This window comes from Candidatus Defluviilinea proxima (assembly GCA_016721115.1).
Lineage (GTDB): Bacteria > Chloroflexota > Anaerolineae > Anaerolineales > Villigracilaceae > Defluviilinea > Defluviilinea proxima.
In genome coordinates this window covers 4,299,516-4,313,226 of the sequence record JADKIW010000001.1, presented here as the reverse complement: position 1 = coordinate 4,313,226, position 13,711 = coordinate 4,299,516, and the positions used below count along the sequence as shown (strand labels likewise).

Genomic DNA, 13,711 nt, shown 5'->3' with positions numbered 1-13,711 from the left:
GATAATTTTTCCGTCGCCCGGAAATTCGCGTCCCAAATGTCCGCGCATCGGACCCAGCCGGTACCTGCTTCTGACCTATATGCCTTATCCTTAATTGACGAAGCCATGCGCGTACTGGTGAAACGTTTTGCTCCATCCGCTGTGTTTGCAAATGCGGTAACGGCCGCAGACCAAAATATTGGGGCCGAGCAAGTAAATGTAACCGAAAAGAAGTTCGTTGCTGAGTATCCGCCTGAGGATGTGTATCACGGGGAAGCAAAGGTTGAAGAATATCTTGCAAAATTGACCGATAGTCGTGTGAAAACAATCGAAGAGTTGATCTATGTGTTCACTCATAACGTGAATCCAGCGATCAGCCCTTTGCTTGACCTTGTTGATGATGAACCTTTGGAGCCGACGGCATATAAAAACCTGATCGCCTCTTTAAATTCCTTCTTTGCACAAGCCGCAAAAGAGACCCCAAATGCTGAAAGTGGGGGAGCTTCTTTGTTTGATATTTTGCGCGCACCTGCTGAAGCATCTCCCAACTCGCTTGAGGGACAACTGCAATTCATTCTTGCTAAATGGGGTAGTTTACTTGGCGATGCATTTGTTGCTCGCATCATTCGTGGCATTGACTTTCTGCGTGAAGAAGTCATCCATCAGCATTTGGCCCATGGCGATTTTAAACCTGATATTCCTTTACAGTCTTTCAGCGGCGGCGAATACGCTGAGTATGAACGCTACAGCCCTGATAAAGAATGGATGCCACGACTGGTTTTGATCGCGAAGAATTCTTATGTCTGGCTTGAACAGCTTTCTCGCAAATATGGAAGTTGGATCAAGACCCTTAACCAAATCCCCGATGAAGAACTTGATCTATTGCGTGACCGTGGCTTCACAGGTCTATGGTTGATTGGTCTTTGGGAACGTTCGCGCGCTTCGCAAAAGATCAAACAACGCATGGGCGATGCGGATGCGGTCGCTTCAGCATATTCGCTTCATTCATACGATATCGCTGATGACCTTGGCGGTTGGTCTGCTTTGGAGAATTTGCGTACACGTGCATGGCAACGCGGTATTCGACTGTCTGCAGATATGGTGCCGAATCACATGGGGATCGACTCGCAATGGGTGGTTGAACATCCCGATTGGTTCCTGTCCCTGCCTTATACACCCTATCCCTCTTATTCTTTCCGTTCTGAGAATCTTTCCGATGATATTCGTGTGGGCATTTATCTCGAAGATCATTACTACGATAAGACTGATGCATCCGTAGTCTTTCAGCGACGCGATCATCACACAGGCGATATCCGTTACGTCTATCACGGCAACGACGGCACATCCTTCCCATGGAACGACACTGCGCAACTTGATTATTCTCAAGCGCAGGTGCGTGAAGCGGTCATTCAAACCATTTTGCATGTGGCACGTAACTTCCCTGTCATCCGCTTTGACGCGGCGATGACGCTGGCGAAGAAACACATCCAGCGCTTGTGGTTCCCCGAGCCCGGTGCGGGCGGAGCGATTCCGTCGCGGTCTGAGCACGGCATGACCAGGTCCGAGTTTGACGCGGCAATTCCCGAAGAGTTCTGGCGCGAGGTTGTGGACCGCGTCGCGAAGGAAGTCCCTGATACATTGCTTCTCGCTGAGGCGTTCTGGCTCCTCGAGGGATATTTTGTCCGCACGTTGGGAATGCATCGCGTGTACAACTCCGCGTTCATGCATATGTTGCGCGATGAAGACAATGCCAAATATCGCATGGCGATCAAGAACACGCTCGAGTTTGATCCCCAAATCCTGAAGCGTTACGTCAACTTTATGAACAACCCCGATGAAAAGACTGCCATCGAGCAATATGGTGATGGCGATAAATATTTTGGTGTGGCAACTGTGCTCGCGACATTGCCCGGCCTGCCCATGTTCGGTCACGGACAAGTTGAAGGCTTCCGTGAAAAATACGGGATGGAATTCCGTAAGCCGAAAATGGACGAGCAACCTAATGATGGATTAATTGCGGGACACGATTGGAAAATCTTCCCGCTTCTTCACCGCCGACATCTGTTCGCTGATGTCGAACAGTTCTTCCTCTACGATCTTTACGCTCCTAACGGCCATGTGGACGAAAACGTTTTTGCCTATTCCAATGTTCACAACGACGAACGCGGACTCGTCCTCTATCACAACCGCTTTGCCGACACCAAAGGCTGGATTAAAACCTCTGCCGCCTATCTCGATAAAGCCACAGGCGATCTCCGCCAGAAATCCCTTGCCGAAGCATTGAGCTTGCCGTTCGAAGGGTACGTCATCTTCAAAGATTACGTCACACGATTGGAGTATATCCGCTCGTGTGAAGAACTCTGGCAAAAGGGACTCTACGTTGAACTGCACGCTTATCGGCACCATGTCTTCATGGATTGGCAGTTTGTGGATGATAGTAATTGGGGATTGGTAAATAATAAGTTGAATGGCTTAGGCGTGGAGTCTATGTCCGCGAAGTGGAATGAGATGTTTGGGGTGAAGGAAGAAGTAGTTCTGGAAGAAGCGAAGGTCAAGAAGCCTAGGAAGAATGCGGTGGGGAATAAGGAAGAAAAAGGAAAGAAAAAAGTAGCTACAAAGGCTAAACCTGTTGCGAAGCCAGCAGTGAAGAAAACGCCAACGAAAAAGAAACCTATGGCGAAGGCTGGTAAGGCTGTAGCAAAAACCACTTTTAAGAAGTCAACGACCGTAAAAGCCAAGGCAAAACCTAAAGTAGTTGCGAAGAAGGATGTAAAGAAGAAAGCAGGAAAATGACTCAGATGTTTTGTAGGGTAAATGTTTCTCTGTAATAGATAGAATATTCTTTTAAATGTTATCTTTCATAAACAATATCACCCATACGGATAATGGGTGATTAATGCCCCGAATGGTAAAAATGAGACATTGTGATCCCCCATACGTCTAACTCTGTTTTGTCTCGGCCATATGATCCTTCGCCGTTCTATGATGAGATGTTTTCATCGCCAGGCAAACCGCGCCCGCATTACAGGGTTTTACGTGACCATCTACAAACTATGACGGCAGAGATGTTTGCCGAGCGCCGCCGTGTCGCTGACGCGGCGTTTTTGTATCAAGGCATCACATTCACGGTCTATGGCCAGGAACAAGGTATCGAGCGGATTTTTCCTTTTGACTTAGTTCCGCGCATCATTCCTCGTGCAGAGTGGAGCCATATTGAGCAGGGGGTTGCCCAGCGCGTACAGGCGCTCAATCTTTTCCTTCACGATATTTATCACGATCAACGCATCTTGCGCGAAAAATTGATTCCTCCTGAACTTGTATTTAGTTCACGCCATTTCCGCCGCGAGATGATGGGACTCAATGTGCCGAAGGATCGTTATGTCCATGTAGTAGGCACAGACATTGTGCGTAGTGACGATGGTCAGTACTACGTTCTGGAGGATAACCTGCGTTCGCCATCTGGGGTGAGTTATATGTTGGAGAACCGGCAGGTCATGAAGCGGACATTTGCCGATTTGTTTGGGCGTTATGATGTACAACCTATCGAGCATTATCCGCAGGAATTGTTGAATACACTTCGGTCTGTCGCACCGCATGAATATTCGGACGCAACTGTTGTTTTGCTTACCCCCGGCATCTTCAACTCTGCTTATTTCGAGCACACCTTCCTTGCCCGCCAGATGGGCATTGAGATCGTGGAGGGGCGTGACTTGGTGGCACACCAAAATAAGATATACATGCGCACTACGCGCGGACTAAAACTTGTAGATGTGATCTATCGCCGCGTCGATGATGACTATCTTGATCCATTGAACTTTCGGCAGGACAGTGCACTTGGTGTAGCAGGTTTGCTCAATGCCTATCGCGCTGGGAACGTCACGATCGCGAATGCGATTGGTACTGGCGTTGCGGATGATAAAGCGGTATATGCCTTCACGCCCCAGATGATCAAATTCTATTTGGGGCAAGAACCTATCCTGAATAATGTCCCCACGTATCTTGGCTGGCGTGAAAAGGAATGCGACCATATCTTGAATAATCTTGACAAGTTGGTGGTCAAGGCGGTTAATGAAAGCGGTGGATATGGTATGTTAGTGGGGCCTCATGCCAGTAGGGATGATCGAGAGAAGTTCAAAGAACAAGTTCGTGCAAGCCCACGAAATTATATTGCCCAGCCCACTCTGGCATTGAGCCGTCATCCAACTCTGCTGGAAGATGGTTTGTCTGGCTGTCATGTGGACCTGCGGCCTTACATCCTTTATGGGGATGATGTGGTGGTCGTGCCGGGCGGACTCACCCGTGTGGCACTCCGTAAAGGTTCGTTGGTAGTAAATTCCTCACAGGGTGGCGGAAGTAAAGATACTTGGGTATTGAGGGATTGAATGCTTTCACGAGTCGCTGAATCTCTCTATTGGATGGCGCGTTACATTGAACGTGCCGAAGACCTGACCCGCCTATTGGCGGTCAATTTTAACGCCTTGCTTGATTCCAAGCCTGCTGATGCGAAACGTGGCTGGGAAGCTGTTGTAGGGATTAATGGAGATGACCCGCTATTCACTGAGCTTCATACCGAAGCCAATGCACAATCGGTAAGCCGTTTCGTATTCTGGGAACCTCTCAACTCGAACAGTGTTGTCTCCTGCATCACACGTGCGCGAGAGAATGCGCGCGGTGTACGTGAACAAATCAGTAGTGAGATGTGGGAGGCCGTCAATCGTTTGTACTTTCTTGTCCGTGATACCAAACGGGCCAATGAGTTTTCCAATCCAATTGATTTCTTCGAATTGGTGCGTGACCGGGCACAGGCATATCAGGGGATCACATCCGCCACCATGACGCACGGTGAACCGTATCAGTTTATTCGTTTGGGGTTGCACCTTGAACGTGCGGATAAAACAGCCCGTATTTTAGAGGGCAAATATCATTACCTTAATCTCTTTTCCAAAAGCCCAGCAGAGACTTCTTTACAGTTGATCGCATTATTGCGTTCGTGTGCCGCCTTTGAGCCATATCGCCGCGCCTCTGGCGGACAGTTGAGCGCTGAAAAGGTAGTGGAATACCTCTTGCTCGATCATGAATTTCCGCGTGGAGTTTTGTTTTGCTTGAATCGTTGTCAGCGTACGTTAGATGCTATTGGCGAGGATCCAACCGTCCCTGTACGGCCCGATTCGCCTCGTCGAGTGTTGGGTCGCCTCAATGCAGACCTGGAGTACCTCGACATCCACGACGTATTGGGTGAAAATATGGATCCGTTCCTGAGCAAATTTCTAACCCGCCTCAATTCGATCGGCGATGAAATCGCCCGGACCTATTTCAATACCAGCGTTATTCTTCCCGATGAAAGGCCGCGACAGCAACAACAACAGCAACAATAATCTCGCTGAATCCATTTATGCATTTGAAGATCGAACACACCACCACTTTCACTTACGATCACCCTATTAGTGAAGCTTATACAGAAATGCGTTTGAAGCCACTTGACGTGGATGGACAGCGTTGTATTTCATTTCGTCTGATAACCGAACCGCACGATATGGTTTTGCGATATGCCGATCAGTTTGGTAATGATGTGCGACATTTTGATTTTATTCAACCACATCAACGATTGATGGTATCTGCTGTGAGCGAGGTCTTTACCCCTGATTTATATATATCGAACTCGCTGAACTTTTCCCCGTTGGATGAATTCAATTATCTTTCACAGACAGAGTACGCGCCTCACACTCCCGATCTGGCTGTTTTCTTCGCTTCGCATAAAGCGGATACCCCGCTGGATACCGCTCTGAATTTCATGCACCTTATCTTCAAGAACCTTGTATATGAAAAAGGCGCGACTGATGTAAAGACCACAGCCGATAAAGCTCTGGCTCTTGGACGTGGCGTGTGTCAGGATTTTTCACATATCATGTTGGCGGCTTGCCGTATGGAGAATATCCCTGCACGGTATGTCAGCGGGTATTTGTATAACAATGAACACATAGCGGCTTCACACGCTTGGGTGGATGTGTTTACCCCAGAGCGCGGATGGGTCTCCCTCGACCCTACACACGACACCGAACAGACGGGTCAATACGTCCGTGTGGCCGTTGGTCGCGACTATGCAGATGTCCCCCCGACGCGCGGCATCTTCAAAGGCAATGCCAAAGAGAAAATGGAAGTTGCTGTTTCAGTGAAGGCGCTGTAGTTAGTTTCCCCATCGCGGTTGATAATCACAATAGGTATTGCTCGTAAGCTGACGTACATCAGTGCCATCCACGCGCATGATGAAGATTTCACAAGAGCTTAAGTCTTTCTCTGCGACATTGGTGTATGCAGTGAAGGCGATCCAATTGCCATCTGGGGAAATACTAGCTCCTTGTGAATTCATGCCTTTGGGAGATATCTGATGTAGATTGGTCCCATCTTCGTTCATAAGATAGACCTCATGCGCAAAGGGGCCTCCCTGATCGAGCGAGATCAGGCCATTAGCAGACCAATCGCTTCTTCCACGGGTATCAATTTTATCGTTCAACAATTGCGGCTCGCCTCCATTGATGTCAATGGTATAGAGTTGATTGTTTTCGCCTTTCCCCATCGCGAACAGGATTTGCTCTCCATTCGATGACCAGGTGCCATCATGAACATCCTTGCCCGATTTGCTGTAAAACTTGTGAGGATCACTACCGTCCTTGTTCATGAGCCATAGTTCAAGGGTGCTGCTGTCATCGGGTTTATAGTGGAAGATAATATAGTTATTGTCGGGTGATATTTCGGGTGAACCAATATTCTTGCCGAAATTGGTCAATTGAATGGAATCACCGGTGTTCACATCCAATTCGTGGATTTCTGTATATTTTCCATTGCTGATGACATAAACGGCTTCTTGACCATTGGGAGACAGGTTCGCATTAAAGGATGCATATTCTGAGTTGGTTAACTGCCTCCAACCCGATCCATCAGGGTTGATGATGCAGATTTCGCTTCCCTTTATTTCACAGGTGAAAATAATCTTGCCGGTCGGCTCATTGGTTGTTGATGGCTGGGTGGGAGTTTCAGTGACCGTTTCTTCATTGGGTGTTGTGTTTATATTGGCTTGAGTTTCGGTGGACGGTTTGTTTGTGATATTTCCCAGATTGATAAGTCTGCTAGCCACGAAGAACAATCCGCTGATACATGTGATTGCTACCAACGCGATCAAACCGGGGATGATATATTTTTTTATGTCTATTTTGGAGATATCGAAGGAGGCGGGTTTTTGATTCTGAATTGCCCGTCCGACGGAAGTAATGCCCAGATAATTTTTGAGCGTATCGGCCAGATAGTCCAAGCCATTTTCGAAGTTCTTTCGTAGATCTACGCGTTGATGGGAGGAAAGCCGTAATGGGATCGAGTCATTTTCATCACCGCGGATATGGACAGGAAAGATACGTTTATTGTTCTCTTCCGCAAAACTGATCTCACGCCGCACCCACTCTGAGCTGGCCGAGCCCGGCGAGAGGAGCACTACTATGCCAGAAGAATTTCGTATCGAACGCTCGATCTCGCGTTCCCAAGCAGGGGTGCCGGGGATGAGGTTTTCAATATCCACCCATACATTGACGCCGCGTTCACGCAACTCGCGGACGATCCTTTCTTGCATGGCTTTGTCTTCGCGGCTATAACTAATAAAGAAGAACGGGGTAGCTGAAGAACTCATGGGCGATCTCTCTCCTATAATGTTCATGCCATTATAGGTTAAAAATCAAAAGCGGTAAACAAAAAAACGACATGGCAGGACTTACTTGTCATGTCGTTTTGCTCTTTAAATAGCTGTGTATATTACTCGTTTGCGCTTAATTCATTGGGATGTGGCGGGTAGCTGGGGTTTTGTCTGCGAAATTCATAGTTCTCCACCACGGCTTCCACGATTTTTCTTTGTTTGTCAGTCATTGTCTGAAATTCGAGGCCAACGTTGAAATACTCCGGGCTGAGGTCTTGTTTGCACCATACGATCCGCACAGGCAGATTGATCGATGTCTCAGAAACTCCTTCAAGTTCCGGTAATTGGATTGATATTGTGGTAAGCCTACCGGTATCGAGTTTCATATCGCTAATGACCATTGCGCCGAAACTTGTCAGGTCTCCGAGATAACCAAGCAAGGACCCATCATGAACATCGAACACCTGAGAATAGGACATTAAATTTTTGCGTGGTTCTTTTCGTCTTTCCTGCATGTCTACCTCCGTATGTACAAGTTTACATGAATTACAAGCCAAAATCAATCGCCACAACGAAATTACAATGCGTTTGTTTGGCGGCGTAACTCTTAAAATCTTCATCTCTTTTGAAGTAACTGTGGTTAAATCATCTTATGCGATGGATTTACCTTTCCCCTCACCTTGACGATGCCGTGCTTTCTGCCGGCGGATTGATCTACGAACAAACCATGTCTGGCACCCCAGTAGAGATATGGACGTTCATGGCTGGTACGCCTGTTGATACCGAGTTCTCCTCGTTTGCTCAGATGCTTCATGCGCAGTGGGGTTTTGCCGATGCAGAAGAATCTGTCCGCTTGCGGCGCGAAGAGGATCGTCAAGCTGCGGCTGTTGTAGGGGCAAAGATTCAGCATTTCGACTTTTTGGATTGCATCTATCGCCGTGGTAAAGAAGGTGAATGGCTCTATCAGGGAATCTCCTTTGCGCCTCGCGAAGAGGACGCTGGACTTCCCCAGCAGATCGCGGACTTTGTTTCCCCTCGCCTCAAACCAGACGATTTGCTGGTCTGCCAACTGTCAGTTGGTTCACACGTGGACCATGTCCTCGTGCGGCAAGCCGCCGAATTGCTGGGCCGTCCGTTGATCTATGATATTGATGTTCCGTATATCTTTACCAAGCCCGAAGAATTCGAGCCGAAATCGGTTGGGATGAAAGAAACAACTCACAGCATAACCGAAGCAGGCCTAAAGTGCTGGCAAGACGCGGTTTTGCTTTACAAATCCCAGTTACCGGCGCTGGGAGATGCCATGGAAACCCCAGAACTGGCCAGCGAGTCCATCCGATCTTATTGGGAGGAATGGGGGGGCATTCGTCTCTTTGAAATGGGCTGAAATTGTTACATTCCACTTGAACTGACTCGTAAACCATGATATAGTATGCCCGCTTTTAGCAAGAAATCGTACGTCCCTATCTTTGTCCCGCTTTGCGGGACAAAATTCTTATAAGCAGGAAAATAACATGCCCAACAATTTCTTAACCAAGGACGGTTTTCAAAAGCTTCAGGATGAATTGGAATACCTGCGCACGGTCAAACGCCAGGAAGTTGCTAATCGTCTGCATGAGGCCATGGAAGGTGGAGAGCTGATTGAGAATGCCGAATATGAAGCCGCCAAGAACGAGCAGGCTTTTGTGGAGGGACGCATTCAGGAGTTGGACGCGTTGCTCGCAAGCGCAAAGCTGATCGAAGAGAATGGTTCCAAGAAGAAGAGCGATGGCGTTCAGTTGGGTTCCAAGGTGACTATCAAAGAAGGGAACTTTGAGTCCGAGACCTTTATTATCGTGGGCATGGCCGAGGCCAACCCACGTGAAGGCAAGATCTCGAATGAGTCCCCGATTGGCAAGGCTATTTTGGGCCGCAAAGTGGGTGATACGGTGAAAGTGGAAACCCCAGGCGGCACATATAATGTTAAAATCTTGAAGATAGGCTGATATACAAATCACAGGAGCGACCTGGTAGTCCCGCGTACCTGTGAAGGAGCGCGGGACTATTTTGTTCTTATACACTTTCGCGATCCATATCGCGTTGAAATAAGGAATTCACATGGCTGAATACAATTCACTTGAAAAAATCCGTTTACAAAAATTGGACGAACTTCGCGCGGAGGGGATCGAAGCGTATCCAACTCGTGCAAAGCGTACGCATTTGAGCGCCGAGGCGATCGCTGAATTCGAAGCGAAGGAAAAAGATGGTGTCGAAGTAAAAGCGACTCTTGCGGGGCGCATCCGTGCCAGCCGTGCAATGGGCAAGGTTTCGTTTGCTCACATTGAAGATGGTGCGGGGAAGATCCAATTGTTCGTGCGCGCCAACGAACTTGGCAAAGAACGCGTGGATTTTTTCAACAAGACGCTTGACATCGGCGATTTCATCCAAGCGGAAGGAATCATGTTCCGCACGAAATCAGGCGAGGTTACGCTTCATGTCCATGACTTTAGCCTGCTTGCCAAGTCTGTGAGCCCTCTGCCCGCCGCAAAAGATGAGACTCTCGAAGATGGGACAGTGGTCCGCCATGCCGCGTTGGATAACCCTGAACTGCGTGCCCGGCAGCGCTACGCTGACCTTGCGGTCAACCCCGATGTCCGCGATACCTTCCGCAAACGGGCAGGTATTATCAAAGCTATACGCGAATTTTTGGATGCTAAGGACTTTCTCGAAGTAGAAACCCCCATCTTGCAACCGTTATACGGTGGTGCAGCGGCACGTCCGTTTACGACACATCACAACGAGCTCGAACAGGATATGTACCTGCGCATCTCATTTGAGTTGTACCTCAAGCGTTTGCTTGTAGGCAACTTGGAACGAGTCTACGAAATCGGGCGTGACTTCCGCAACGAGGGTGTCTCATTCAAACATAACCCTGAGTTCACACAACTTGAGTTCTATTGGGCTTACGCGGACTATTTGCAAGTGATGGAATTGACCGAGCAAATGATCGCTTATACCGCGCAAAAGGTCTTAGGGACTCAGGTAATCAAGTACAAAGAACACGAGATCAACCTCACTCCTCCGTGGAAGCGGCTCGAAATGCGACAAGGTATTCTCGAATCTTCTGGTATTGATATTGCCGAACACAAGACCGGCGAAGAATTATTCAAGGCCATTAGAGCGAAGCACCCGAATAAGACGCCCGATCCGCATGCGACTCGCGGCAAGTTGATCGACTTCCTGCTTTCTGAGTTTCTCGAGCCGACGCTTATCCAGCCGACGTTCCTGTATAACTATCCGCGTGATATTTCTCCGTTGGCGAAATCCATGCCCGGAGATCCGTTGACAGTGGAACGTTTTGAAGGATACGTGGCTGGCTTTGAGTTGTGCAACGCCTTTACTGAATTGAACGATCCGCTCGACCAAGAACAACGCTTCCTCGAAATGGGACGTGATTACACCGATGACGAAGAGGAGAAACATCCGCTCGACGAGGATTATCTGCGCGCTATGCGTTACGGTATGCCTCCGAATGGCGGTTTCGGCATGGGCGTGGACCGTCTCGCCATGTTATTGCTCGATAAACACTCCATTCGTGAAGTGTTGCTGTTCCCAGCATTGCGCAAAGAAGAATGACCCATAGGGGCAAGCCTCAAACTTGCCCCTGATTTTTTATAAAGGAGTCCCGATGCCAGTCCTTACTCCAGACCAAGAGAAACAGATCCGCGAGTACATTCATAACCAACAATTGCTCTATGCCATCAAGTTGTATCGTGAAGTGACTGGAGTTGGCTTGGCTGAAGCAAAGGCTGCCGTGGAAGCGATGGAGCGTGGTGAAGTTGTCCAAACTCCCTTAGACAGGATCGATTACGATAACCCTGTCATGGAGGCAAAGATCGAATCCTTGCTTTCCAAGAAACAAAAACTTGAGGCGATTAAGATCTATCGCGAAGAATATGGGGTTGGGTTGAAGGAAGCCAAGGATGCAGTGGAAAGGATCGAAGCATCCATGCGAAGCAGAGGCGTGCCACCCATGAATGTTCCATACGAATCAGCCATTGGCAGTGACCCGTTTGAGAACGCTGGTGAAAATGGCCGCCGTATTGCAGTCATCGTTGTGGGCGTTGTTGCGCTTATGGCTTGTGGGGTCGCTCTCTTTTTATTAGCAGTAGGCGGTTCCTAATCGTGCAAAAATCAACTTTGTTACTGGCTGTTCTTGACGCCATTGCCATTCTCGTTGTCACGCTTATTGGATTTGCTACTCATGGTGAAACTGGCCTGTCCTTTCTTCCACGGATGCTTGCCGCATTCATCCCATTGACCGTTGCGTGGTTTCTGATTTCTCCTTGGTTTGGACTCTTTCAATCAGAGATCGTTACTAATCCAAAACAACTCTGGCGGCCTGTGTTTGCCATGCTCTTTGCCGCACCGTTCGCCGCCGTCTTGCGTGGACTACTCCTCAACGCTCCGATCATTCCAATTTTCGCTGTGGTGTTAAGTGCCACATCCGCATTTGGGATGATGATCTGGCGGGGAATTTATCTTTTTGTAAACCGCAGGTAGGGGCGAGGTCCTCTCGCCCTGTCACCACCCAAGATAAAATATAAAATTGAAATTCAATGGGCAGGGAGACCCTGTCCTACGCACCCTTAAACCTTTGTGACCTTCGTATCCTTTGTGATAAATCACAAAGTGATAAAATACTCCCAATGGACGAACAAGCACTCATCACTGACGCCCAAGGCGGAAATCTCGACGCCTTCAACACGCTCATCCTGCATTATCAGGACAGCGTGTTTAATACTGCACTTCGCATCCTTGGCGATGAAGATCAGGCCGCCGATGCTTCGCAGGAAGCTTTCATCTCCGCGTTCAAAAGTATCAAAGCCTTTCGCGGTGGGTCGTTCAAAGCGTGGATCATGCGAACCGTGACCAATGCCTGTTATGACGAACTGCGCCGCAAAAAGAGGCGTCCCACCACGCCGCTTGAGCCCGATACTGACGATGGCGAAGAGATGGATTCCCCTCGCTGGCTTGCCGACCCCAACATGACGCCAGACCAGCAAGCCGAAGCCGACGAACTCGAACATGCCATCCAGCACTGTCTCAACAATCTCCCACTCGAATTTAAAACAGTCGTTGTCATGGCCGATATTCAAGGCATGGATTACACAGAAGTCGCAAGCGCTGTCCGTGTACCGTTAGGCACAGTCAAGAGTCGCCTCGCGCGTGCACGCTTAAGATTACAAGAATGTTTGCAAGGCTTCGCGGAACTTTTACCCGCATCATTTCGTCTGGAAGAAGGAATGAATGTGCAATGAATAGACGAGACCTTGAACTTCTTTCGGCATATCTGGACGGTGAACTTAAGGCGGCGGATTCTGTCAAACTGGAAACGCGCCTCAAATCGGACCCCGAACTTGCCTCTGTTTTAAGCGATCTTCGCTCCACCCGAACCTTACTCCGCAAACTACCTTCACGCAAAGCACCGCGTAACTTCACATTGACTCGCAGAATGGTGGGACAAAATCCGCCATTGCCGCGGGCGTACCCCGTATTCCGTCTTGCAACGACGATCGCAACATTATTGTTGTTCTTCACCTTTGGTGTTAATTTCGTAGGCGTTCAATTTGCATCCCAGGCACCTTATGGAATGGGCGGTGGAGGAGGCAGTGACATGGAAGCCTATTCCATGCAAGAGGCGCCTGCCGCCGCACCGATGCTTGAGTCAGCGCCTGCCATGACCGAAGCACCTGCCGCGACGGAAGCTCCAGCCGATGCCGCAAATTCAACTGCAGAACAGCCTCCCGTTGCCCTTGCACCTATGGGCACCGAAATGCCAGCACCAACACAAGATGGCTCTCGTATTGCGGAAACTCCATTGCCCACGATGAAGAATATGGCCGAGGATAATGCCGCAGGACAGCCAGACCAACCTCAAGTCCCGAATGAAACGCCACGTCCCCAGCCACTGATCTCTTCTGTGTGGCAGATCGGGCTGGCGATTGTCGCAGTGGCAGGTGCACTGTTGATGGGGTTGCTCAGGCAACTATCTGCGCGTCGTTGGAAATAAAA

The 13,711-nt window shown here is 49.0% G+C and carries 13 protein-coding genes; 11 read left to right on the top strand and 2 right to left on the bottom strand.

Features of this window, described 5'->3' with window-relative positions:
• Nucleotides 1-36 precede the first annotated feature (36 nt).
• The 4 genes from IPP66_19915 to IPP66_19900 all read left to right on the top strand — a co-directional run bounded on the left by IPP66_19915 (nt 37) and on the right by IPP66_19900 (nt 6,163).
• The gene (locus IPP66_19915; protein ID MBK9927543.1) at nt 37-2,772 is read left to right on the top strand and encodes an alpha-amylase; all 2,736 of its coding nucleotides are present in this window, start codon (nt 37-39) and stop codon (nt 2,770-2,772) included.
• A 197-nt stretch (nt 2,773-2,969) separates the two neighbouring features.
• Nucleotides 2,970-4,361: a circularly permuted type 2 ATP-grasp protein gene (locus tag IPP66_19910; GenBank protein MBK9927542.1), complete on the top strand. Its 1,392-nt coding sequence runs from the start codon at nt 2,970-2,972 to the stop codon at nt 4,359-4,361.
• Complete coding sequence (locus IPP66_19905) at nt 4,362-5,354, top strand: alpha-E domain-containing protein (protein ID MBK9927541.1); 993 nt, start codon at nt 4,362-4,364, stop codon at nt 5,352-5,354.
• 17 nt (nt 5,355-5,371) lie between these two features.
• Entirely contained in the window at nt 5,372-6,163 is a 792-nt protein-coding gene (locus IPP66_19900) for a transglutaminase family protein (GenBank protein ID MBK9927540.1), read from the top strand.
• On the opposite strand, the gene IPP66_19895 is transcribed toward IPP66_19900, so the two are convergent.
• Together IPP66_19895 and IPP66_19890 are read right to left on the bottom strand one after the other, a co-directional pair.
• Nucleotides 6,164-7,654 (bottom strand): TIR domain-containing protein, encoded by a 1,491-nt coding sequence (locus IPP66_19895; GenBank protein MBK9927539.1) that lies wholly within the window; start codon nt 7,652-7,654, stop codon nt 6,164-6,166.
• A gap of 122 nt (nt 7,655-7,776) precedes the next feature.
• Nucleotides 7,777-8,172: a PilZ domain-containing protein gene (locus IPP66_19890; protein ID MBK9927538.1), complete on the bottom strand. Its 396-nt coding sequence runs from the start codon at nt 8,170-8,172 to the stop codon at nt 7,777-7,779.
• A gap of 137 nt (nt 8,173-8,309) precedes the next feature.
• Between IPP66_19890 and IPP66_19885 the strand changes: the two genes are divergently transcribed.
• The 7 genes from IPP66_19885 to IPP66_19855 all read left to right on the top strand — a co-directional run bounded on the left by IPP66_19885 (nt 8,310) and on the right by IPP66_19855 (nt 13,709).
• Complete coding sequence (locus tag IPP66_19885) at nt 8,310-9,044, top strand: PIG-L family deacetylase (GenBank protein ID MBK9927537.1); 735 nt, start codon at nt 8,310-8,312, stop codon at nt 9,042-9,044.
• A 127-nt stretch (nt 9,045-9,171) separates the two neighbouring features.
• Nucleotides 9,172-9,642: a transcription elongation factor GreA gene (greA, locus tag IPP66_19880; protein MBK9927536.1), complete on the top strand. Its 471-nt coding sequence runs from the start codon at nt 9,172-9,174 to the stop codon at nt 9,640-9,642.
• 112 nt (nt 9,643-9,754) lie between these two features.
• Nucleotides 9,755-11,272: a lysine--tRNA ligase gene (lysS, locus tag IPP66_19875; GenBank protein MBK9927535.1), complete on the top strand. Its 1,518-nt coding sequence runs from the start codon at nt 9,755-9,757 to the stop codon at nt 11,270-11,272.
• Between the two features lie 52 nt (nt 11,273-11,324).
• Entirely contained in the window at nt 11,325-11,819 is a 495-nt protein-coding gene (locus IPP66_19870; GenBank protein ID MBK9927534.1) for a ribosomal protein L7/L12, read from the top strand.
• Nucleotides 11,820-11,821: 2 nt separating this feature from the next.
• Complete coding sequence (locus IPP66_19865; protein MBK9927533.1) at nt 11,822-12,199, top strand: DUF3054 domain-containing protein; 378 nt, start codon at nt 11,822-11,824, stop codon at nt 12,197-12,199.
• Between the two features lie 146 nt (nt 12,200-12,345).
• Nucleotides 12,346-12,957, top strand: a complete 612-nt coding sequence (locus IPP66_19860) for a sigma-70 family RNA polymerase sigma factor (protein ID MBK9927532.1) — start codon at nt 12,346-12,348, stop codon at nt 12,955-12,957.
• Complete coding sequence (locus tag IPP66_19855; GenBank protein ID MBK9927531.1) at nt 12,954-13,709, top strand: hypothetical protein; 756 nt, start codon at nt 12,954-12,956, stop codon at nt 13,707-13,709. The genes IPP66_19860 and IPP66_19855 overlap by 4 nt, the downstream gene beginning before the upstream one ends.
• Nucleotides 13,710-13,711 lie beyond the last annotated feature (2 nt).